Source organism: Sporosarcina luteola (assembly GCF_023715245.1).
Classification (GTDB): domain Bacteria; phylum Bacillota; class Bacilli; order Bacillales_A; family Planococcaceae; genus Sporosarcina; species Sporosarcina luteola_C.
In genome coordinates this window covers 378,127-400,807 of record NZ_JAMBNV010000002.1, presented here as the reverse complement: position 1 = coordinate 400,807, position 22,681 = coordinate 378,127, and the positions used below count along the sequence as shown (strand labels likewise).

At 42.9% G+C, this 22,681-nt stretch carries 19 protein-coding genes; 6 read left to right on the top strand and 13 right to left on the bottom strand.

Annotation, left to right across the window (positions count from 1 at the left end; all coding sequences use genetic code 11):
- Positions 1-18: 18 nt before the first annotated feature.
- Entirely contained in the window at positions 19-444 is a 426-nt protein-coding gene (locus M3152_RS13505; protein ID WP_251695727.1) for a hypothetical protein, read from the top strand.
- A 161-nt stretch (positions 445-605) separates the two neighbouring features.
- Here the strand turns inward: M3152_RS13505 and M3152_RS13500 are convergent, their stop codons facing one another.
- Both M3152_RS13500 and M3152_RS13495 read right to left on the bottom strand, forming a co-directional pair.
- Positions 606-1,595, bottom strand: a complete 990-nt coding sequence (locus M3152_RS13500) for a nuclease-related domain-containing protein (protein ID WP_251695922.1) — start codon at positions 1,593-1,595, stop codon at positions 606-608.
- A gap of 384 nt (positions 1,596-1,979) precedes the next feature.
- Positions 1,980-2,231: a DUF2188 domain-containing protein gene (locus tag M3152_RS13495; RefSeq protein ID WP_251695725.1), complete on the bottom strand. Its 252-nt coding sequence runs from the start codon at positions 2,229-2,231 to the stop codon at positions 1,980-1,982.
- 129 nt (positions 2,232-2,360) lie between these two features.
- Here M3152_RS13495 and M3152_RS13490 point away from each other — a divergent pair, with 129 nt between their 5' ends.
- Together M3152_RS13490 and M3152_RS13485 are read left to right on the top strand one after the other, a co-directional pair.
- On the top strand, positions 2,361-3,158 hold the full coding sequence (locus tag M3152_RS13490) for an ABC transporter ATP-binding protein (protein ID WP_251695724.1): 798 nt from the start codon (positions 2,361-2,363) through the stop codon (positions 3,156-3,158).
- The gene (locus M3152_RS13485) at positions 3,151-4,791 is read left to right on the top strand and encodes a hypothetical protein (protein WP_251695723.1); all 1,641 of its coding nucleotides are present in this window, start codon (positions 3,151-3,153) and stop codon (positions 4,789-4,791) included. The genes M3152_RS13490 and M3152_RS13485 overlap by 8 nt, the downstream gene beginning before the upstream one ends.
- A gap of 229 nt (positions 4,792-5,020) precedes the next feature.
- Here the strand turns inward: M3152_RS13485 and M3152_RS13480 are convergent, their stop codons facing one another.
- The 9 genes from M3152_RS13480 to M3152_RS13440 form a co-directional block, all read right to left on the bottom strand.
- The gene (locus M3152_RS13480) at positions 5,021-5,941 is read right to left on the bottom strand and encodes a hypothetical protein (RefSeq protein WP_251695722.1); all 921 of its coding nucleotides are present in this window, start codon (positions 5,939-5,941) and stop codon (positions 5,021-5,023) included.
- A gap of 320 nt (positions 5,942-6,261) precedes the next feature.
- The gene (locus M3152_RS13475; RefSeq protein ID WP_251695721.1) at positions 6,262-6,744 is read right to left on the bottom strand and encodes a hypothetical protein; all 483 of its coding nucleotides are present in this window, start codon (positions 6,742-6,744) and stop codon (positions 6,262-6,264) included.
- An 85-nt stretch (positions 6,745-6,829) separates the two neighbouring features.
- Positions 6,830-7,264: a hypothetical protein gene (locus M3152_RS13470; protein ID WP_251695720.1), complete on the bottom strand. Its 435-nt coding sequence runs from the start codon at positions 7,262-7,264 to the stop codon at positions 6,830-6,832.
- Positions 7,265-7,885: 621 nt separating this feature from the next.
- The gene (locus M3152_RS13465; protein WP_251695718.1) at positions 7,886-8,113 is read right to left on the bottom strand and encodes a hypothetical protein; all 228 of its coding nucleotides are present in this window, start codon (positions 8,111-8,113) and stop codon (positions 7,886-7,888) included.
- A complete protein-coding gene (locus M3152_RS13460; RefSeq protein ID WP_251695716.1) occupies positions 8,097-8,660 on the bottom strand; it encodes a sigma factor-like helix-turn-helix DNA-binding protein in 564 nt (187 codons plus the stop codon). The genes M3152_RS13465 and M3152_RS13460 overlap by 17 nt, the downstream gene beginning before the upstream one ends.
- Positions 8,661-8,740: 80 nt before the next feature.
- Positions 8,741-8,902 (bottom strand): YvrJ family protein, encoded by a 162-nt coding sequence (locus M3152_RS13455; RefSeq protein ID WP_251695715.1) that lies wholly within the window; start codon positions 8,900-8,902, stop codon positions 8,741-8,743.
- Positions 8,903-9,218: 316 nt separating this feature from the next.
- A complete protein-coding gene (locus tag M3152_RS13450; RefSeq protein ID WP_251695713.1) occupies positions 9,219-9,419 on the bottom strand; it encodes a hypothetical protein in 201 nt (66 codons plus the stop codon).
- Between the two features lie 1,043 nt (positions 9,420-10,462).
- Positions 10,463-11,029 (bottom strand): hypothetical protein, encoded by a 567-nt coding sequence (locus M3152_RS13445; protein ID WP_251695711.1) that lies wholly within the window; start codon positions 11,027-11,029, stop codon positions 10,463-10,465.
- Between the two features lie 401 nt (positions 11,030-11,430).
- Positions 11,431-11,805: a VOC family protein gene (locus M3152_RS13440; protein ID WP_251695709.1), complete on the bottom strand. Its 375-nt coding sequence runs from the start codon at positions 11,803-11,805 to the stop codon at positions 11,431-11,433.
- A gap of 357 nt (positions 11,806-12,162) precedes the next feature.
- On the opposite strand from M3152_RS13440, the gene M3152_RS13435 reads away from it, so the two are divergent.
- Both M3152_RS13435 and M3152_RS13430 read left to right on the top strand, forming a co-directional pair.
- Entirely contained in the window at positions 12,163-15,207 is a 3,045-nt protein-coding gene (locus M3152_RS13435; RefSeq protein ID WP_251695707.1) for an efflux RND transporter permease subunit, read from the top strand.
- A 110-nt stretch (positions 15,208-15,317) separates the two neighbouring features.
- Positions 15,318-15,926: a class I SAM-dependent methyltransferase gene (locus tag M3152_RS13430; protein WP_251695706.1), complete on the top strand. Its 609-nt coding sequence runs from the start codon at positions 15,318-15,320 to the stop codon at positions 15,924-15,926.
- 279 nt (positions 15,927-16,205) lie between these two features.
- Here the strand turns inward: M3152_RS13430 and M3152_RS13425 are convergent, their stop codons facing one another.
- Positions 16,206-18,143 carry a GTP-binding protein gene (locus M3152_RS13425; protein WP_251695704.1) on the bottom strand — a complete coding sequence of 646 codons (1,938 nt, stop codon included), beginning with the start codon at positions 18,141-18,143 and terminating at the stop codon, positions 16,206-16,208.
- Between the two features lie 83 nt (positions 18,144-18,226).
- Entirely contained in the window at positions 18,227-20,641 is a 2,415-nt protein-coding gene (locus M3152_RS13420; RefSeq protein ID WP_285847190.1) for an EAL domain-containing protein, read from the bottom strand.
- A 328-nt stretch (positions 20,642-20,969) separates the two neighbouring features.
- Here M3152_RS13420 and M3152_RS13415 point away from each other — a divergent pair, with 328 nt between their 5' ends.
- A complete protein-coding gene (locus tag M3152_RS13415) occupies positions 20,970-22,595 on the top strand; it encodes a M20/M25/M40 family metallo-hydrolase (RefSeq protein ID WP_353056620.1) in 1,626 nt (541 codons plus the stop codon).
- Positions 22,596-22,681 lie beyond the last annotated feature (86 nt).

Genomic DNA, 22,681 nt, shown 5'->3' with positions numbered 1-22,681 from the left:
GGAAAAGGAGCGGATCAATTGAGAGCAATCAAGATTTTACTAAGCATCGCCGTCATACTTGTTGTTATCGGCTTCGGTGTCTACCATTTCGGAACAAAATTCATCGCCGACGAAGTGATGGGCCAAGTGGCGGCAGAACTGGAATCGAGCGGTCAGATGGAGGCCATTAGACAGGAAGTTCAAAGAGACCCGGAACTCCGTGCGTTCATCGAAGAAGGGAAGAATGTAGACGCGTCGAAACTTCCTTTCCAAACAAAAGAGGAAGCGACGAGGGTCCTGTTGAAGAAATTCGATCTAGGTGAAATCAACGACATACAAATTCAAGCACGGCAAGGCATGACTGCATCGGAGCAACAGGCACTGCTCAATAAAATCGAAAGTCGGTTGACGGATGAAGAGATGCTAGCGTTGAAAGCGTTGGCTTATAAAGAGTTATTCAAGTGAGAAACCGCTTCAGTCGATTGACTGAGGCGGTTTTTCGCGTCATCGGGGAGTTATCGATTATTTCCCGGCGGATATCAATCATTTCCTATGAGTTATCGATCAATTCAACGGAGTTATCGTTTATTTCCCGAAACTTATCGATCATTTCCCAAGAGTTATTGTCACTTTGGGACTTTTGGATTATTTGAATCATGAAGCTCTCTAATCACTTTAAGGTCCGCCACATAATATCTTCCCCTTTTCTCCCCTTCAAAAGGTATTCCAAGCTGCCCTAAAATCCGTTTAGCTTTCTGGACGTTATCTAGATGTAAAAAGCGCCTACATTCTTTATTTGAAATACGTAAATCCACTAACATAAAGTAATCCAACATCGCTTGAACATGGGCATGCGGGTCTATATTGCCGCGGTTAGGACAGCCCCATCCGTTGTAAATTGATTCCATGCCAAACCGGCCGCATTCAACACAGCGGACTCCCGATATAACTTCGGTTGGCTGGATTCCAAATCGGTCTGATAATGGAAACGGATCAAATTCACGGTGGGCATCAGTTATCTTATTTGCAATGTCTGCAAGTCCGGGTAAATCAATTGAAGGGTGAAATGAATTGAGTCTGCGGAGAAAAACAGGGATCTCAAGAGGAAAAAGGAGAGTCAGATCTTTACGAAGGTTTTCGAATTGCTGATGCGGTCTGGGGAAAACCGCTGCCTGATAAATGGGGATAGGCATGTGGTGCGCGTGAAACCAATCTTCTAACAGCATCTTATTCCGCTCCAGCTGGACAGATGGACATTCAAATGCATCAATTTGTCCGTTTTCAAGGGTGCGCGTCAGTTGATTGTACTCTTCTGGAAAACTGATTCGGCCGGCAATATTTTTCACTTCCAAAATGACGGCACCTTGTTGACAAAGAAAAAGTGTATCGATTTGGAATTTGCCTGTGGATTGCAAGTTCACGTCATGGAAAATGTAATGCTTAAAAGGGAACTGATATTGCTGAAAGACATTTGCTAGTATTCTTTCACCATTTTCGCCTGCCCGAGTCTTCCTCAGCTCGTTCTCGATGTCCGCGTAGCGCGGGTGATGCTCCGGCAGCCTACGTAGCAAGGCCTCAAGCCCGATTGCCTTTAAAGAGATTTCTTTTTCCTTCATGATCAATGAAATACCGCCTCCATTATTGTCTTGTAACATCTATTCTACCATAAGAGTCTGAAAACTCGCTATAGTTAGTGCTGCTGAAAAGTTATCAATCATTTCCTTTAGGTTATCGATCAATTTCACCGAGTTATCGTTCATTTCCTGGCAGTTATCGGTCAGTTGTAAGAAGTTATCGGTCACTTCTCAAAAGTTATCGTCGTTTTGGGACTTTAATCTCCCCGAAAATCACATAATTCCAGTGCCTTTCAAAGATGATAGTCAGGCGTAATTTGTAAGTGAATCATTTGGCATTCCAGTAATATGGTATCCCAAGGTGCAAAACGGTTTTTATTGAATGAAATAAAATACGGCAGCGCACAAGGCGTTGCCGTTTCGTTGTTAATCACCGTATTCTAACTGTTCCTCTATCTTCCCATCATCTCCATGAACATAAACCATCGTACCGGCTTCTTCCGCCATTCGTTTGGCTTCATCGACGGCGTCATTCCGGTTGCCCGCCGTATAGGCAGGTTCATCATTGCCTTCCTTTTTCACAGCCCAGCCTTCGTCATCAAGGGGAACGACGTGGAATCTCGCATCGTCTGTTCCAGCGCGATCTTCGAAATACTCGTCTTGGTCACGTTTTGCCATACAATAACCTCCTCAATCTAGTACCCTTCCATTACCCGGTTGGGTGGAATCCAAAACAGCTCTAATTCATAGAATGGTATGACTTCTCTGGTTAATTAATGATAAACTTAAGCAAGTGGGGGTGTATATATGGAGTCACCAAATAAGGTGTTATCTTTACGGAATGTCACGATGACGTACGGAAATCATCGTGTGTTGAATGGCGTGAATTTAGAGGTTGAACGGGGGCAGATTATCGGCTATATCGGTCCGAACGGTGCGGGGAAAAGCACGACGGTGAAAATCATGCTCGGCTTAATTCAAAATTATACGGGCCAGGTAGTAATCTTTGGCGAGGATATCGCTTCGGGAGACCCATCTTACAAAAGAAGAATCGGGTATGTGCCGGAGCAAGCGGAGCTGTACGATAACTTGACGGCGATGGAGTACTTGGCGTTCACGGGGGAATTGTACGGACTTGACCGTGCATTTGCGGAAGAGAAAGCGCAGAAGCTTATGGAGGAATTTGAACTTGGCGACGTGATGCACACACGGCTTTCTTCCTTCTCCAAAGGGATGCGGCAAAAGGTGCTCATCATTTCGAGCTTGCTGCATAATCCTGATCTATTATTCTTCGACGAACCGTTAAGCGGCTTGGATGCGAACAGCATGATGGTCATTCGTGAAATGTTGGCGCAATTGGCGGCGCAGGGAAAAACAATCTTTTATTCCTCGCATATTATGGATGTCGTAGAGAAAATCAGCAACCGGATTGTGCTGCTCGTCAAAGGGACCGTTGTTGCGGATGGAAGTTTTGAAGAATTGCAGGAACTGAGTGAAGAAGGATCGCTTTCCGGCATATTCAATCAGCTGACAGGATTCACAGATCATGCGAGTCGGGCAGAGCGATTCATCACGATCGTTGAGGATGGAATTGCCGATGCATGAATTTCGTACACTTGCGATCCTCTCTAAATGTAAACGGCTATTTGTAAAAGCAGGCATCGACTACGACGCAATGGAAACCATTTTGCGCATGAAATTGACGATGGATGGCAGACGAACGCCAACTATTTTCAATGGGCAGAAGAAAAAGGAAGGCAATCAGTTCCTGAAGTCCTTGTGGATCTATGGATTGTATGGGCTTATGGTGATTCCGTTTCTCCTATTTGGAGACGGTCATTATATCTTTCAAATGAGCATCGTTTTCGGTATCATCATGTTCATTTTGACGACGACGATGGTTTCCGATTTTTCTTCGGTACTGTTGGATGTAAGGGATAAGACGATTTTGCAGACAAAACCGGTTAGTAGTAGGACGCTTGGCACCGCGAAAACCATCCACATATTAATCTATATGTTTTTCATAGCCGGGGCCTTCATTGCGATCCCGCTCGTCGTAGGACTGTTTTCCAAAGGAATCGTATTCACATTGGTTTTTCTTGTCGCACTACTGCTTACGATGCTTTTTATTGTAGTAATTACGTCACTCGTGTACTTTGCGGTCCTGCGGTTCTTTGACGGCGAAAAACTGAAGGATATCATCAACTACGTGCAAATCCTGCTGTCCGTCGGCGTCATCGTCGGTTATCAGATTGTCATCCGCGCCTTCGATTTTGTTGATATAGATTTGACGTACACATTCAGCTGGTGGCATGTGTTTCTTCCGCCGATTTGGTTCGGCGCTTCGTTTGAGCTATTGTTGAATCAAGACTTTTCAAAAGTGCTGATCCTGTTGTCAGCACTGGCCCTGCTCGTCCCGATCATCTCCATCTACGTCTACGTGAGGCTCATGCCTTCGTTCGAACGCAATATGGATAAGTTGATGAGCGAATCGAAAAACAAGAGGAAGAAATCGGGTTGGTGGGTGGACAGTTGGGCAAAGCTTTGCTGTGGGAATAGGGAAGAGAAGACGTTCTTCCGTTTTGGAGCTTTGATGATGCAACAGGAACGGGATTTCAAGCTAAAAGTCTATCCTTCACTTGGATTTTCAATGGTTTTTCCGTTCATTTTCATCTTTACAGAACTGCAAATGAGGACACTGGCGGAAATCTCCACTGGAAAGTTGTTTTTGCTCATCTATTTCGGCAGTATGATGATCCCGAGCATCATCCATACGATGCAGTTTTCCGTGAATCATAAAGGGAGTTGGCTTTTCAAGGCAGCGCCGATCCAGCAGCCCGCTGCAGCATATAGTGGGACGCTTAAGGCATTTTTAGTGAAGTTATATATGCCGGTTTTCGTATTACTGTCGATTGCATTCATCGCGATCTTTTCGTGGCGCATTGTGCCCGATCTCTTCGCTGTGTTATTGGGGGTAATTCTCCAAACGTTGCTCACATACAAATGGCTGAATTCAGGCGACTTTCCATTTACCCAATCCTTCGAGTTTGCACAATCGGAAGGGTCGGCGAAAATGATTTTGATTACTTTCTCGACAGGGATTTTTGTCATAGGTCACCTAATTGCGATGGCGATAACGGGTGGAATTTATGTATATATCGCATTGCTGCTAATTGGAGTATTTCTCGGTTGGCGGAAGGTGTTTCCGATGAAGGGGGACGTGCCGGTACGGGTGTGAATTGAGGGGTGGCTTGCTAGCATTTATGCGTCTTTCGCTCGAATTATGCGCGTTTGTGGGCGGTTATGAGCTTTTGCGGAGGTTTATGCATGTTTGCTGGCGTTTATGAGTGTTTGGAAGTATTTATGCGTGTCTGCTGAAGTTTATGGACTTTTGGAGGAAGTAATGCGTGTGTATATAAGAATATCGGGTGGGGATCAGTGCGACTTGCATGATTTCCACCCGTTTTTTAAATAACTTGTAATTCGATTATGAATAAACCAAGTCCATTCGCCTGCGAAACGGTATCAACAATTTTTTGGATGTCTCTTTTAATTGTTTCATCTTCCAGATCTATATTTCCGAAATAAAGCATGATGTATTGTTTATCTTTCGAGTATATTTGAAAACTCATTAAACCATTTGGAGAGTAGCCATTCCTTTTTAATTCTTCTTCAAGTTTAATAGTGAAATTCGTTTCTTGGATCCTTTTGATAATCTCTTGGGCTTCTGCATTTCGAGCGGAGGATGCTGTATGGATAGTATTGACGACGTTTATTTGAAAATCATCTTTTGCATGATGGTTTTTTTCAATTATGTCTGTCACTATTTTCTCCACTTTTGAATTGATGGATGGGTCATAATCTACTGGCAGGTTTATGATTAACTCGACTTTTTCAGATGCCATTTTGTATTCCAAACTGAAGGTAGTATAATTTTTAACCTCCAATTCCTGCATAATATAACCCATCAAGTCATTATAGCTTAACCGTACTGAAAAACGCGTGTTCTCTTTTGGTTCCTTATGATAGCTTGAAATTTGCAAATGAAACCGCTCAGGTTCGTAATTGTTTTCTTCTAGTACCCCATTGACGATCTTTGTTAATTCCTTTTTCGTGGACCGTTTAATTTTTTCGTATGGCAACTTGATAAGAATTTTTATGTTCTCACCTGGAAGAATGGCGTAATCCAAAACAAAGCCTATGTCAGCTTTGCGTAACTCTTGCTTAATTTCATAAATTAATTCCTCATATTGTTGGATATAGACAGTTAAATCAGTGGATATTTCCGAGGTTGTATCTACTTCTTTGGCAGACTTACTATTGATAATAACAACAGCAGAAAAAGAAAAGATTAAAAAAAAACATAACAATGGTAATTTAAATTTCACGTACTTTTATCCCGCCTTTCATATAAAATGGCTATGGTAAAGGGTATGTCCGGTGTTTTGATAAGATACATTTTACTTCCAGCAGTTCTTCAGCACTCTGGTTTATTTCTTCTTTGCCAACCTCTTTCGCAAGAAAAACATTCTATAAACGATATAGATAAAAAGCGGTTCCGTTGATTTAAGCGGAAACGGCTTAGCGCTCACACGCAAAAAGCGTCAGCCGAGAGCAGAAACCAACAGTAAATTCTTCTTTATAGATTAAAAAGGGTTGTCACAGAAAGTCGGTTTTTACTGACTTTCTGGACAGCCCTTTGCATTTATTAGAATAGTAAATCGTACGCTTCTTCAAAGAACTTATCAAATTTACGTTGACCATCTGTAATACCAATATCAGCGTAATCAGTATGGCCTCCAACAATATCGATAATCGCCATACTGATTTTTCCTGCCAATGTTGTACCCAGAATAAGACGAACGATTTTGTTATCAATCATTGTATCCAACGCTTCTGGCGCCGCATGTAACCAGATTTCCCAAGCCATAGCCTTAGCTGAGACAGGGAAGTGTTGTCGAAACGCCGTTGCATAAATGCTACGCGCTCTAATCGCTAAGTCATAACATTCTTTTAGTGAGCCCTTACACTTACCAAGAGTATTACCATGTTTGAAAGAAATTGCGATTGCTCGATCATATTTAATATTGATGCGAGCACCAGTAATGTTGCCAGATGTTACATTATCGTAAATAAAGTAACCGTTAGCCTCGTAATCGAAATCATTTGTATCCTCTGGAAATAGCGCCATATGAATCTCTCCCTTGAATTTTTTAGAAAGCGTTTCTTAATTAAATTCACTTAAGTTTTTGCTTTCTTATCATTAAAAGGGATTTTTAAAGCTCGTTTAACAACCTTTTGAAAAATATTTTAGTAATTATATAAGTAACTAGATTTATAAAAAGTAATATAATAAACTGTATAACAGAAATAAAAATAATAAGCAGTACATCCGCATGTAATACGATTTCGCCCGGCGGTAGCTCTTGTGGTCGCTCTAAGACTAGTAAAGTAATAAAAAATACAATGATAGAACAAAAAAAGCCTAAATACGCAGAAAAAGAATATTGATAAAATCTTAATTTAAATCCCTTAAATTTTAGGGCCATAGTAATATTAATAAGCAAAATGATTAAAGGGAAAGTTATAAATTGAAAAAACGGCATATTTATCTTTTCGCTTAGTATCGATGAACAAATAAACTGAGCAAAACAAGCGACAGTAATATTTACAAAAACTAGTAATACTAAAGACTTTTTTTGTTTATCCACTGTATCTTCCTTTCCTATTTCCAGCTTTACTTGTTTGGTCAATCTAGAAAGTTTCTGTCTAACAGTATTATCCGATTCAGATTATCATATCCATTTGACGTTAAAATAATCTTCCGGTTCCCACCATTTTCCTCATTCCCTAATTCACTCAGTATTATGAATACCGCAAAAACCAAGCACAGACAATTGCGAAGGATTAATACATAGTTTTGCGCCGTGAATTGTAAGACTTAAAGTAGCCCGTCACATACTAGCCCGGCTTTCATGTCTACCGGAATATAGGCTCTCTCGTTGGTTTTGCAGCTTGGACAGTGCTTATGTTGGATTAAGTGCTTTATAACGATGGGCATCTATCCTAGCAGGACATCAACAGAACATTGACGCGACAAGAACAGATGTGAACTCGATACATCTGGTTGGTCCGCCATTTTTCAGGGGAGGTCTGTCATGGTTGTTTTGGCTCCCTTCCTGCCAACTAACTTCCGTATACTTTTCGGCTTGCGCAGTCCGTCACTTGAAGCGAGCATGCTTCTACTCCTACTTATACTTATCAATCCAGTTGGGTGCTCTAGTTATTTCATGCGGTTCTCCAGCCTTTCACTTTGGCCTTGAGAAGGGAGATCACAATGATGTCTCAGTTTCCAAAGCCCGTTCTGCTTCTAATAATTCAAAGATGGAGGGAAGGGCAGGGTGAGTATTCTCCTTGATTTTTTTGATTATCATTAAGGAAACTTCTTGTTCTAAATCATCCCTGTTCTGATAATGTGTTTGACTTAAAATGGATTTAATTTTTGGTTTGAGCATATCTAATACTTCCACTTGAAACGTTTGGTCATCTATTTTCTGCATCAGGATTCCCCCTTTTCAATTCGTACTGCTGCTCGATTTTCTTTAGTGTATTTCGTTTAGATTTATTTACAGCTTGCTTCGTCACCCCTATTTTTCTAGCTATATCTTCCTCACTCATACATTCAAGGAAGATAAGTGTGAGAATCTCTTTTTGTTTTTCACTTAAACTTGATACAATCTTGGCAATTGTCTCTTCTTCAATTAAGTCTTCTAAGACACTAGTTTTTGAAAAGTACTCATTCTCCATTTCTTCTTGAATGCCGAGAGGGTGTGGCAATAAATTTAAAATCGTTTCGCCATCATCGATGGGCTTGTCTAAATTTAATTGATTTCGAGTGGAATGTTGTCTTGTTTTCTTGTCAAATCTTTGCCCCTCGAAATTCAAAACTTTAGAAAAGTAATTCAGAAGTTGAATTTTTCTTGCATGCCTAAAGAAGTATTTTTCCAGTTCAACTTTATTTAAATCAGTAGGATTCTTTAAATAATTATCGTAAAGCTTCATCATTTTTTCGTCTTCAAAAAATCTGTTTAGCAGCGGATTTTTCAATTTAAGATAACCTCCTTATTTTTTATATAGGAACATCTGTTCTAATTATAACGAAAAAAAAATAGAATAGGCAATTCAAATCACTCTTTTGGAAATTGTTTTTCAATTGCGTTAGACAATTTATTGATGTTTTCTACTAAGGTATCTATTTTCTTTTCGAACCTATGGAGCAAATAAACAGTAATCACAATGGGAAACCCAAAATTGCTAATCAAATTTACTAACGCTTCATAATCACCCATCTATATTCCCCCTTATTCTTTAAAGGGAGACGAAAGAGATAATTATCAACCTATTATTTACAAATAAAAAATCTTATGTTGTGAAAAAATATGAGGAAGAAGAGCCAAAAATTCTTATGATAAGTACAACATTTTGTTGAATGGATCGGACATTTGTGTGTGTGATTTTCTGCGAAATATATAAAAAGGTGCTATAAAGTCAGTTTCCACTGACTTTATAGCACCAGGTATGTCGGGAGGCTTATTCATGAATTCGGGCCTTATTGTAAAATAGATTGAACACTACTTCGGATAGTACTCATTTGATTGATAATATTCACTCCTGGACAATTGCTTGCAACCAATGCTTGATGGTAAGTAATGTCGCTTGCTTTAAGATCATAGTAGTAACATAACCAAGCCAGTAAATTAACAAGCGCTGATCTTTGTGAAGTAGTATTTTGTCGTAATCTCCATGAACTACTACTGCAACGGATTGCGATTTGAATCCAGGCACATGAATCCCTGGAATTGTCATTGGCATTCCTTCTAGGAGTGTTCCGTTTTTACCTACGCCGAAGTGGTATCCAATATCGCACCGCCCTTGATTTTTATGTTGCGTTTGTAATTGCTTTTGGTGAGCGATTTCGGTACTCCCGTTAATATTTGCATCAGGATAAGCACAGTGGTGGACGACAAGCATTTTTTACATTTTGTTTAGGAAGTTGATCTTTACAGGTATTTGCAACTGCCCCCCATTAGCATAGCAGTGTTCTCATTTGTTCTCTCCTTACATACACACACACACATCATCATAAAAAAATAGTTCTTTTATGATGAATCCCTAATTAGTATACGTCCAGCTAAAGAATTGTCATGCAGATAAGATAAGAAATTAAAACAAAAAGAACCGAAAGATTTCTTACTGAAATCCTTCGGTTCTTTAATATTGTATTCTTCTTTCTAATGTCAGGCTTTATTCTCTTGATGTAATAGTTGCGACTGTACTACTCAAATAGAGAGCAATCTTGCCATCCCTTAATCATAATACTTTGTTCAACAATCAATTACGATTGTTAACCATTTAAAGTAAACTTGGACACTTAAGGGTTAAATACAGGCGTTTCTTTATGCAATAATAATCATTTAATATTGTGGTTGTTTTTTCTATCCTTCTTTCCCCTTTATGTATTGTAAGAAAAAAAGGAGGAGTGATTTTGATGGCAGTACAACCATGTCCAATATTTGGAACACATCAAATGAGACCGGGAGCAAAAGCAATTATATGGAATTCAGATGGATCAGTACATCTTACCAACAAGTACGGCTTAAGTTACCATGCTGTATGTGAATGTGGCGAGAAATTCATTTGCTCGGGACAGCCACAATATAATCCACCATGGCCAATTCTTTATTGGGTTGCAGGGAATTTACAACCCTATGGAGGTATGGGAGGAGCTCTTACGTATCGAGTGCCTGAATCCAGTCTTAGGCATACAAATGATGTTCGCATGGAGGGGTATCGTTTTCTGATCTGACAACAAACGGAGCCAATAGGGCTCCGTTTTAATTTCAAGTAAATTATTTATCAATATATTCAATATCCTCTGTAATCTCATAACTAGCAGGGGATTTACCAATGTCATCAGCAATAAAAATCCAACAATTTACCTCTTCTGTAAGAACGCCACTATAATCTTTAGTTATTTTTATTTGTTTTGTTGGTTTTCCAAATGCTTTTACATCTTTTACATTCTTGTCTTTCGGTTGGATAGCCATGATATAAGGTCCCTCATTCTCTGTAGGACTGATAAGTGTAGCCTCACCTGTTTCATAAGTGAAAACCCATTTTAATTCGTTGGAGTCATCCTTTAGTATTGTTATTTCAACTGGCTTACGGATATTTTTAGTTAAAACAAAAATATAGTCACCTTTTATCTCATAATGAAAAATATCTTCGGAATTAGAGTAACCTTTTTCCTCCATAATAGAGTTAATTCTATCTTCTAATGTTCCAGATTTATTTACATATTCTTCATCTGTTTGTTCTGTTTTTACAGTCTTCGATTCTGTGGACCTTTCTGTATCTTTATTAGAACAACCATAAAGAAGCATAGCTACAGTAAAAGTTAAAAACAACCTTTTCATCTTAAAACCCTCCTAATGTTTGGTTTGTTTTCTTATAGTAGCTATACGTATTTAATCCTCAATAAGATTCACTTTCTTATTGAATATTCATTTTAATTTAACTAGTGTTTACACCAGGAGCAATTTTATGTCTACCAAAATAAAAAAGAAACGGCTAGCAGCCTTAAACACTGATCAATATTGATAATAGTGATTAATTATTGTTTTTAGCAGGGGTGGATATAGCAGCTAAGTTATAAGAACATTTGTCGTATATCGAGGTCTATACTCATAAAAAAGGAAACAACAAAGGAATTAATATCCGGCCTTTTATTTGGCGAAAAGAAAACAGTTTTATGAAAGAACGAGGGCTATCCAAAAAGTCATTGAAAATCGACTTTCGGGACAGCCCCGTTTTTAATTTATCCCACCAAAACTTCACTATTCAACGCATGCATATTACCCTCTGTGTCTTTGAAGAACACCATCCACGTTTCCGTTTGCCCCATCTTTGCAACCAAATGCGGCTCATCGATGAAAACAATCCCTTTTGCCTTATATTCCTCAAAGGCTCGTTGAATATCTCCCACATGAAAATAAAGGACGGAGCTTGAATGGGCGAACTCTTCCTTTTCAGGAAGGCTGACGAGTAAGCGTACGCCGTCGCAATCGAAAAACGCCATTGTGTCAGTGTTGAATAATAGCTGCAAGCCTAATTGCTCCTTGTAAAATGCTGTTGCACGTTCAATGTTTTTTGCCGGTACCCCAATTTGTCCGATTTTCTTGATTTCCCCCATTTAAAAATCCCCCTTATGAATAAATTACCCTCATTATACCATTTTCTAAGTAGTCGAACACCTCTACCATAGAGAATTTGCTAAGCTAAATGCTTAACAGAAAGTGACTTAGCTCGATAGGTATTAAGTCTTGAAATGACGATAAGTGAGCGAATTTGATTGATAACTGTACGGAAGTGACCGATAACTCGCTGGATTTGACCGATAAACTTGTGAACTTGACCGATAACCTAGCGCCAACCCTCGAAAACAGCCATCTACATCCAAAGTCCGAGCTGAAATCCGGCTGGAGCACGTTATAAGAAGTGGAAAAACTTGTTAAGCTAATGAACAATGAGGCCGGAAAGGGGAATTGTTGTGAGGGTATTGGAGTTAATTGTGAAAAAGAAGGTGTTGGTTGGTTTATTGACCGTGTTGATCGTAGCTTTGGGGAGCTACGCGGTTTTAAAGCTGGATAAGGAAATTATGCCGTCGGTCGGGATGGATGGGGCGTCCGTCTATATCGACGCGGGGGATATTGCAGCGGTTGATGTAGAACGGTTCATAACCTCGCCGCTGGAACAGGAGCTTGCAGGAATCGAAGGTGTTGAGGAAGTACGGTCGACGACGACGGTCGGGAGCAGTTCCCTCGATATAACGATTGCCCGTGGGCAGAGCGATAAGGTCATGAAAAATGTCGACAAAGCGGTGAATGAAACAAAAGCGGAGCATTCTGAAATTCAAGAAGCCGTGGCCATGCAATACGGTGTCCAGCAAGGCTATGAGTTTTTCATGGATCTATCGGGCGATAATCTTCAAGCGATGACGGCATTCGCCAAGGAAGTACTTGAACCGAGGCTTGAAGGCTTAAAGGAGGTTCAAGACGTCCATCTATCCGGGGTATCTGAGCAGGAACTGTCCATTGCGTTCAATCGGGATGAAATGAAGAAGCATGGATTGGATATTTCGCAAGTTGCGGGGTTCATTGCGCAAGCGAACTCGGAAACGACACTTGGCGAACTGCAGGACGGGATCATCCGCTGGAATTCCCAGCTTGAGAATATTGACGGAGTGAAGCGGATTGAAATCCCAACAGCAGAAGGTTTTATTCAACTGAAGGAGATTGCAGATGTAACGCTAGCGACTCGTGAAAATTCATCATTCGTATGGAAAAACGGGACGAAGGAATTGGTGTTCATCCAAGTAGGGCGGGCCGCGAACATTACACAAATTGATATGGCGAAAGCAGTCCGTGCCGAGATTCAGAAGATACGTGATGAAGGGCTTGTGAAAGGCTTTACGTTGAATGAAATGGTGGCGCAGGCGGACATCATACAGGAATCAATTGATGGGGTCGTCGTCAATATTCTGATCGGCAGCATTGTGGCAATTGCGATTCTGCTTTTATTCCTAAGAAATGTCCGTGCGACACTTATCATCGCGGTTTCAATCCCGACATCGGTGCTGCTGACCTTCTTGACCGTTTATATGCTCGGATACAGCCTCAATATGCTGACGCTTATCGGTCTAGGGCTTGGAATCGGAATGATGGTGGACTCGTCGATTGTCATTTTGGAATCGATTTATCGGCAGCGGGAGCTCGGCCTCGCAAAGTTGGAGGCGGTTCTTGCGGGGACGAAGGAAGTGGCGGGTGCCGTTTTCGCGTCCATGCTGACGACGATTGTGGTATTTCTTCCAATCGGTTTTATCGGTGGGGGCTTGGGCGAGTTCATGATCATCCTTGCGATTGTCGTGGCGATTACATTGATAAGCTCGGTGCTTGTCGCATTCACGCTTATCCCTGTACTATCGGAGAATTTCCTTCGCTACCGGGACATCCGTGATACCAGGAAAGAGAGCCGTTTCAGCAAAGGGTACAGTGCAATCGTTTCGTGGATTGTTGGGAAAAAACGTCGGTGTCTTCTAGTCATCGCAGTCTTTTTCGGACTTTTTGCCGGATCGCTTTTCCTTGTGAATAAAATTCCGATGACCGTCATGCCGGACGTCTTTAATCGATATAGCGAGATTGTCGTTGCACTTGAAACAGGGGTGGAGCCTGCTGAAAAAGAGCGGCTTGCACATCTGCTGAATGACAAGTTGGCGAGAATTAACGATGTCGAATCCAGCTATGTATTGGAAGGTAGTGTTAACGAACTGTTTGTCATCGTCAATATGACCAAAGGTGATGACATGGTTCTCGAACAGAAGGAAGTAAATGAACAGATAGTACGATTGCTGCGGGAGTTCCAAGAAGCAGAACCGATACGAACCGTGCAATTGGCAATGTCCGAAGTGAGCGGCGCGCCTGTCCAAGTGATGATCAAAGGGGAAGATTTTGGTCAGCTGCAGGCAATTGCGAAGGACTTTATGGGGCAGCTCGGCAAGGTTGAAGGACTCGTCGGCATGACGAATTCAATGGAACGCACATCGGAAGAACAGGCGATTGTGTTAAAAGAGAAGGCAATCGAGGATGCCGGCTTATCGCAAATGCAGGTGAAACAATTCATCGAACAAGCTTTCATTGAAATGCCTGTCGGTCAAATGATGCTTGGTGGAGAGAATGTGCCTCTTGTAGTAAGTTGGGAGTCGAAAACGAATACGCGGGAGGCGCTATTCGATTTGGAAATTCCGACGATGGAAGGCGATAAGAAATTATCAAATTTACTTAGCTTGGAATCGGTCAGCACGCCAAACGAAATTACACATATCAGCGGGGAACGATTCATCACAGTTTCAGCGGATATTGAAGGAAGGGATTTAGGTGCAATTAATCGCGACGTGCAAAAAGTCATTAGCGAATTCACTGCGCCCGCGGGCTATGCAATCGATGTGGCAGGCGATATCGAGCAACAACAGCAGCTTATGGTGGAAATGCTTCTAGTGTTAGGCATCGCGTTGTTCCTCGTCTACTTCGTCATGGCGGTCCAGTTCAATCACCTGGGGCACCCGCTCATAGTTATGTCGGTCATTCCGATGGCAGTCATCGGCGTCATCATCGGATTGTTCGTGACGCAGATGGAGCTGAATCTGTTGTCCGGGATGGGCATCATCATGCTTATCGGTATCGTGTTGAATAACGCAATACTCTTAATTGACCGGACGAACCAGCTTCGCAGGGAGGGGATGACTGTACAAGAGGCTTTAGTCGAAGCAGGAAGGAACCGGGTTCGACCGATCTTCATGACGACGTTGACGACGGTTGGGGGAATGCTGCCCCTTGCGCTCGCTTCAGGTGCATCGGGAAATTATCAGGCGCCTCTCGCAACGGTGTTAATTTCCGGATTGCTGTTTGCTACGTTTATAACATTGCTGCTCATTCCATCGGTGTATCGTTTGTTTACTAAGACTGAGATAGTGGCGGAAGCGGTGACTGCCAAACGAAGGAAACGCGTGGTGACACGATTGGCCGAACCTGTGAAATGACTAATGTAGTGCGAGCACGATCTTCATGAATAATGGAGATCGTGTTTTCCGCTTGTCATAAGACAAGTTAGACGGCTACAATGAGGCGATGAAGAAAGGGAGTGAGTTCGTTGAACGAAAAGGAGTACGATAACCTTCTTCGGATAAAAACGGGTGGGACGCTTGAACTACTGAGTCAATCAGCTCATTATAATCGCTATGAGGCGACGCCTTACGAAGCGTTGGACGAGCTGTTCAAATCTTACGAGTTGAAACGATCGGACGGTTTTGTCGATTTTGGCTGCGGCAAAGCGCGCGTGTCATTTTACGTTCATCATCACTTCGGATCATCTGTTACGGGCATTGAGATGAATGGCCAGCTCTACGAGGACGCAATTGAAAACTTGGTCAGATATCGGCGTAAAGCGAAGTTCCGCGGCGGGGCAATCCGTTTTGAGCGGTGCTTTGCGGAAACGTATGAAATTGATCCGTCGGAGAATAAATTTTATTTCTTTAACCCGTTTTCCATTCAAATATTTATGACGGCTATTAGTAACATTTTGATGTCCGTGGAACGGGCTGCACGTCCGGTCGACGTCATTCTTTATTACCCGACCGCGGAATATGTGCAATATATGGACAATCAGACGCCGTTTGAGCTGTGGAAAGAAGTAAAAGTCGACCGGCTATATGATAAAAATGAGAATGAGCGATTTTTAATTTATCGATTGGGTGAGTAGGGGAGATATCGATCATTTCCGGTGAGTTATCGGTCAAATTTACAAGTTTATCGGTCAGTTCGAGGAAGTTATCGGTCACTTTCCGAAAGTTATCGGTCAAATTCACAAAGTTATCGTCATTTCGTGGCTTTTTACCTACTAGATACTAATGGCGAAGAGAGTTTTTGATTGGTCGAAGGCATTCGGCGCGAATGGGCTGGTCATTTGCGATAAAAATGACCGCGGAAGTGAAAAAATACAAGCCCTCGCCCGTCGCGCCAAATGCACTCTACAAATCAATCACAACAAATGCATCGCGGCTTCCGCTTCATACCACGGAACCGGATAGCCTTTGCCTTTTGCGCAAAAAATCGAAGTGGATGTATATTCAGGGTCGGCGTCTTTGTTATAGCCGATCGCCTCGATCACTTCCTTCGGATTATGGCATTCGTCATAGCCGCCGAACTGCAAGGTGAGCGCACCTTTCCCATTCGTAAATGATGCGAATGTTGTGCTGTAATTCATGAACGTGGCAACTGGAACTCGTCCTGTCACAACAGTATTTTCGCCGATTGCTTCAGGTGGCTCGAAACTTCCAGATGCCTGCTGGATGTCGGACAGGACACGGCCGATATGTTCCATCCCGACTTTTATCTTGAAGTCGTAAACCGGTTCAAGAAGAATGTTTTCCGCCTTTTCCAATCCTTGCCGCAATGCGCGGAATGTCGCTTCCCTGAAATCGCCGCCGGATGTGTGCTCGTTATGCCCCCTGCCTGTCAGCAAGGTGATCTTTACGTCGGTCAGTGTCGATCCTGTCAATAAACCATGATGAGAACGCTCGAAAAGATGGGTCCGCACCAAGTTTTGATTCCCAATGGATAAAGCATTCGCATGGCATACATTGTAAAACGAAATGCCGCTGTTCCGCTCTGCCGGCTCAATCTTCAAGTGTACTTCCGCATAATGCTTCAGCGGCTCGAAATGGCCGTAGCCGTTTACGGTGGAACGAATCGTTTCCTTATACAAAATTCTTGGATCGCCAAACGACACGTCAAATTGGAAACGATCTCGCATAATTTGTCTCAACACTTCAAGCTGGATGACGCCCATCACATGGACATGTATTTCTTGGACATGCTCGTCCCAGACAACGCGCAACGAAGGGTCTTCGGCGTCCAGCATTTTGAAGCAGCGCAGCACTTCCTTCACGTGGATGGAAGGGTCAAAAATTACTTTTGATTTCAAAGTAGGAATCAAATCAAACTCCGCCTTCTCAACGAGCTCGCCGATCGGATCACCCGCACCTGCCTCTGACAATCCCGTAACTGCGACTATTTCTCCCGCATGAGCAACGTCCAACGCTTCGAACTTCTTTCCGTTATATCTCCTAATCTGTGTTACTTTCTCAACCTTGCCGGCATATTGCACTTCATCCCTGACGCGCACGCCACCTTGCAACACTTTCAGGAACGTCACCCGGTTGCCGTTTTCATCATGCCGGATTTTATAGACGCGCGCGGCAAAATCTCCTTCAACCACGTAATCCGTCTCCGCAAGCAAATCCAACTTCTTCAAGAAATCAAGTATACCGATATCCTTCAGTGCAGAGCCATGCCCATAAGCAAAGACGTCACGATTTTTAATCATCCGCTTTAGAGCTTCCAGCCATAACGCTTCGTCATAGCCGGCATCCATATAACGCTCGAGCAATGCCTCGTCGCGTTCCGCAATGAATTCAATGAGGTTTTCGGTCATGCAGCCTTCTTCCATTTCCGACAAATCAAAAATCTCCTCTGAAAGGCTGCCGCGAATTTCATCAACGACGTCCGGTAAAATCACGCCTTCGCGATCGGTTTTATTCAAAAAGAAGAAGGTTGGGACTTGATGCTTTTTCAGCAGTTGCCAAACCGTTTCGGTGTGCCCTTCCACTCCGTCCGCCGCGCTGATGATGACAATGGCGGCATCCATCACCTGGATCGCCCTCTCCATTTCAGGCGAAAAGTCGACGTGTCCAGGCGTATCGATGAGTGTGTAGTGCGATCCGTTGAATGTGAAGGCGCCTTGGTCTGCGAATACGGTGATGCCGCGGTTCTTCTCGATTTCATGGCTGTCGAGGAACGTGTCTTGATGATCGACACGGCCTCTATGGCGAATGCTGTTCGTATGAAATAGCAGCTGTTCGGAAAATGTCGTCTTTCCCGCGTCGACGTGTGCGACGACTCCGATTGTTTTATACATAGGCGCACCTCAATTCATACTGGATTCTATAACTCTTATTTTAGACATAAACGCACCCCGAACCGGAGTGCGCAATGTGAAAATTAGTGAAACAGCAATTGCTCGATTTCCTTGCGAGGAAGCGGTTTGGAATAAAGATAGCCCTGCACTTCATTGCAGCCGAGGTCTTTCAGGAATTGTTCCTGTTCTTCTGTTTCGACGCCTTCCGCGATGACGTTCAGTCCCAAGTTCTTTGCGAGATCGATAATCGCTTTGACGATTGCGGTGTTGTTGTTGCTCAGTTCCCGGATGAATGCCTGGTCGATTTTCAGATGAGAGAGCGGGAACTTGCTCAAATAGAGGAGGGACGAGTACCCTGTGCCGAAATCATCGACGCTGACAGTGATTCCTGCATCTTTCAACTGTTGTAAAACAATTTCGCAGCGCTTCACGTCTGACATCATGCTTTCTGTAATCTCTAAATTCAAATACGATGGATGGAGCCCGGTTTCGTTCAAGATTTTAAGTGCATCTGCCACGAATGAAGGCTGATTGAATTGCCTCATCGATACATTGACGCTCATCCGCAAAGCAGGAAGCCCTTGTTCCTGCCAAGCCTTCGCCTGCGCACATGCCGTTTTCAACACCCAATCGCCGAGCGGGATGATGAACCCGTTCTCCTCCGCAATCTCAATGAATTTCAACGGCGGGATAAACCCCCGTTCAGGATGATTCCATCTGGCAAGCGCCTCCATCCCATTTAACTGTCCGGTTTTCAAATTGAATTGGGGCTGATAATGAAGGAGCATTTGCCCCTTTTCCAATGCCTGCCGAAGCTCCATTTCGAAGAATGTCTTTTCCATCAATTCTTCGTGGAGCTCTTCCGTGAAAAATCGGAACGTTCTCCTGCCTGCCTCCTTTGCCACGTACATGGCGGTGTCCGCATTGCGTATCAATGTACTATAATCTTCTCCATCGTGTGGATACGATGCGATTCCGATGCTTGGGGCGACGAAGATCTCTTGTTTATCGAAATAGTAGGGCTGTGAAATTTCTTCAACGATTTGGGCAGCAAGGGCTGTCAATTCATCCGTATCGCCGGAATCAATGAGGACGACAAATTCATCCCCGCTTAGTCTGGCGACGGCATTTTCACTATGAACACAATCGCGCAGCCTTTCCCCGACAGCAATGAGCAATTGATCGCCGACATGGTGGCCTAACGTGTCATTGACATTTTTGAAACGATCCAAGTCGAGGAACAGGACGGCAAACTGTTCGCCCTCACTAGCTCCGGCGATTTTCTGTTTCACTCTCTCTTGAAGGTTTCTCCGGTTGGGCAGGTTGGTAAGGGAATCGAAATAGGCCATATGCTCAATGACTTTTTCTGCCTCAATTCGTTCAGTAATGTCAATAGCTGTGCCGACAACTTCGACGATTTCTCCATCTATTGCGATTGGGGATAGGTAAACGAGGAAGTAAAGGCCATCGTAGTGCAACTCGAATTGGACAATCTCCCCAGCCATCCCTGCCAATAAATGATTCTTGAATGTTACGAGCTCCTCTTCAGTGAAATAATAGGAGAGCTTCTGAGAGTTTAACTTGTCTACCGAAATACCGACCCGTTCTTTTATTTGTCCCTCGAAAAGAGAGAATTTGATTTCTCCATCTTCAGTAGTCTTGTACTTGAAAATCGCATTTTGCAAGTTTTTCACGGTAGTCCGGAAATCATTCTGTAAAGCGACTTCCAAGGATTCTTCCGCCTGCTTCCGAGCTGTAATGTCATGCCGGATTGCAATATACTGTTCCGGTTTTCCTTCTTCATCAAGAAACGGGACGATTGTTGTACTTACCCAATAGAGGGAGCCGTCCTTCGCACGGTTGCAAATATCGCCTTGCCAGATTTCTCCGCTTTGGATCGTGTTCCACATTTCCTTGAAGAAGCTTTTGGGATGAACTTTCGAATTAACGACTCGGTGTGTTTTTCCAATCAATTCACTACTCGTATATTGGGACAATGCACAGAATTTTTCATTGACATACGTGATGACGCCTTTCGCGTCGGTTATGGCGACGACCGATGAATGGTCGAGCGCATTTTCGATATTACGCAGATTTTGCAGCGTCTCTTTATATTTTCCCTTCGTAAGCTCCCGTGCTGTAATGTCACTGTCTATAGAAAGGAACTGGATAATCTCCCCGTCCGCATTCAATACCGGTATAATGTTGGCGTTTACCCAATATGGAGTACCATCTTTTGCAATGGCCATGACATTTTTCTGCCAAGCTTCATCACGTGAAAAGTACTGCTCCATTTCCTCCACAAATCGTTCCGGCGTATACCCAGGGTTGACAACGCCGTAACTATTTCCGAGCAGCTCATCTTTGGAATAGCCCGACAATGCACAAAAGTTGTCATTCACATAGGTTATCCGCCCTCTTCTATCAGCAACTGATACACAGAATTTCTTATCTAATAGAGAAACGAGAGAGTTGTAACTCAATTCCGAAAACACCATTTCCAATTCCTTTCTATACAAAAACAACGCTATGTCGCGAAGAAATATTTCTGTGTAATCCACCGGTTGAGGGAACGAGAGTATAAGTAGCCTAGAGCATGAAAAAATCAATTTTATTAGTAATTATATTCATATTAATTATACCATTCGAAAGAACGGCATTCCACAAAATATAGTTCTTAAGTCGGTTTTTTTGAAGAAGGAGATATTTATTTATTTATTCAATTCAATAAAATTTAATTGACTTTCCATTCTTGCCATCGTACGTTTAGAACAATAAATGAAACTGTTACTATTTTATACGTTCATAGAAAAAGGGGGTCATAAGATGGGAATGGAGAATCTGAAATGGAATCGACCTGATCAACTGGAAGATTTATTATGTGAATTGGTTAGCTGGGACAGTCGCACGGGCACTGTGGGGGAAGTCGAGTTTTCGACGCGACTGTTAAAAAAGCTTTTAGAATTGCAGTATTTTCAGGAACACAGCTCGCATATTCATTTCCACGACGCAGGCAAGGGGAGAAATGCGGTGACCGCCCTTTATAACAGCGGGCTGACGAATAAAACAATTGTGTTGATCAGCCATTTCGACACCGTTCATACAAAGGAGTTTGGCGCAGGACTAGAAGAGTTAGCTTTCCAGCCTAGGCAACTGACAGAGGAATTGAAAAACCGGATGGCCGACTTGCCGGAGGATGCGCAAGAGGATTTGGCTTCGGATGAATACTTATTTGGCCGCGGAACGATGGATATGAAAATGGGGCTTGTTTTGCATCTGCATTTGTTGGAAAGGGCAAATGCTGAACAGTGGCCGATTAATCTCCTTTTACTGACAGTGCCAGATGAAGAGGTGAATTCTTCTGGAATGAGAGCTGCTGTGAAGGGGCTCGTGGAATTGAAGGAAGCGTATCAATTGGAATACGAGCTGTTCCTTAACAGTGAGCCGTCCTTTTCACAGAAGCCGCAGGATCCGAATTATTATATTTACTCGGGAACCATCGGGAAAATTATGCCCTCAGCTCTGTTTTACGGAAGGGAGACACATGCCGGAGAGCCTTTAAGCGGCATGACGAGCCACTATATGGCGTCTTATCTGACGAGGGCGATGGAGTTCAATTCTGATTTCGTAGAAGAAGAGTATGGCGAGAGGACCCCTTTGCCAGTGTGTTTGCAGCAGGTTGATTTAAAGGAAGATTATTCGACCCAAACTTCCCATCATAGTGCGGCCTTGTACAATGTCTTTTTGATGCGGCAAAATGCTGACGATATTATGAAGATATTCAAAGATACTGCTGACCGGGCGATGGCGGAATGCCTAAAGGATTATAAAGCGATTTGTGAACGGGAAGGCGTCCAGCCAATCGGGAATATCAACGTACTGGAGTACAAGGAATTGCTTGCATATGCTAAGGGGAAAATCGGCGGCGCGGAAGTTCAAGTGATTCTTGAAGATATCATGTCGGACAAGTCGCTGGATGAACGGCAAATGTCCATGCTCATCAGCGATCGATTACTGTTGCACTGTCAGGACTTGGCTCCAGCTGTCATCCTGTTTTATGCCCCTCCGTATTATCCGGCCGTCAATTCATCTGATAACGAGCTCGTACAAGAAAAGATTGCCCTTGTGCAAAAGGTCTTACTTGAAGAGTTTCATGTGGAAGCGAAGCAAGTGCATTATTTCAATGGAATCTCTGATCTCAGCTATGTGAATTATGACAAGGCAGATTCGGGCTGGCAGTCTTATAAAGAAAACACACCCGTTTGGGGGAAGACATATAGCATCCCTTTCAAGGAAATGCAGCAGCTTCAGGCGCCTGTCCTGAATATCGGGCCGTATGGCAAAGATGCGCATAAGCTGACCGAGCGATTGCACAAAAAGAGCGCATTCCACTATACATCTCGCGCGTTAGGGAAGGTCATAGAAAGCATGTTTTCTCTTATAGAGGCATGATCTCCTGGAGGTCAACCCGTATCATTAAGGGTTGGCCTATTTAATTGGTGAAGAAAAGAACATTCGTCACTACTGTTTGCTGATCA

Coding starts and splice junctions, on each gene's coding strand:
- M3152_RS13420 (WP_285847190.1), bottom strand. CDS start 20,641: ATGGTGTTTTCGGAATTGAGTTACAACTCTCTCGTTTCTCTATTAGAT.
- M3152_RS13440 (WP_251695709.1), bottom strand. CDS start 11,805: ATGGGGGAAATCAAGAAAATCGGACAAATTGGGGTACCGGCAAAAAAC.
- M3152_RS13455 (WP_251695715.1), bottom strand. CDS start 8,902: ATGGGTGATTATGAAGCGTTAGTAAATTTGATTAGCAATTTTGGGTTT.
- M3152_RS13465 (WP_251695718.1), bottom strand. CDS start 8,113: ATGCAGAAAATAGATGACCAAACGTTTCAAGTGGAAGTATTAGATATG.
- M3152_RS13495 (WP_251695725.1), bottom strand. CDS start 2,231: ATGGCAAAACGTGACCAAGACGAGTATTTCGAAGATCGCGCTGGAACA.
- M3152_RS13415 (WP_353056620.1), top strand. CDS start 20,970: ATGGGAATGGAGAATCTGAAATGGAATCGACCTGATCAACTGGAAGAT.
- M3152_RS13445 (WP_251695711.1), bottom strand. CDS start 11,029: ATGAAAAGGTTGTTTTTAACTTTTACTGTAGCTATGCTTCTTTATGGT.
- M3152_RS13425 (WP_251695704.1), bottom strand. CDS start 18,143: ATGTATAAAACAATCGGAGTCGTCGCACACGTCGACGCGGGAAAGACG.
- M3152_RS13490 (WP_251695724.1), top strand. CDS start 2,361: ATGGAGTCACCAAATAAGGTGTTATCTTTACGGAATGTCACGATGACG.
- M3152_RS13475 (WP_251695721.1), bottom strand. CDS start 6,744: ATGGCGCTATTTCCAGAGGATACAAATGATTTCGATTACGAGGCTAAC.
- M3152_RS13485 (WP_251695723.1), top strand. CDS start 3,151: ATGCATGAATTTCGTACACTTGCGATCCTCTCTAAATGTAAACGGCTA.
- M3152_RS13450 (WP_251695713.1), bottom strand. CDS start 9,419: ATGACAATTCCAGGGATTCATGTGCCTGGATTCAAATCGCAATCCGTT.
- M3152_RS13500 (WP_251695922.1), bottom strand. CDS start 1,595: ATGAAGGAAAAAGAAATCTCTTTAAAGGCAATCGGGCTTGAGGCCTTG.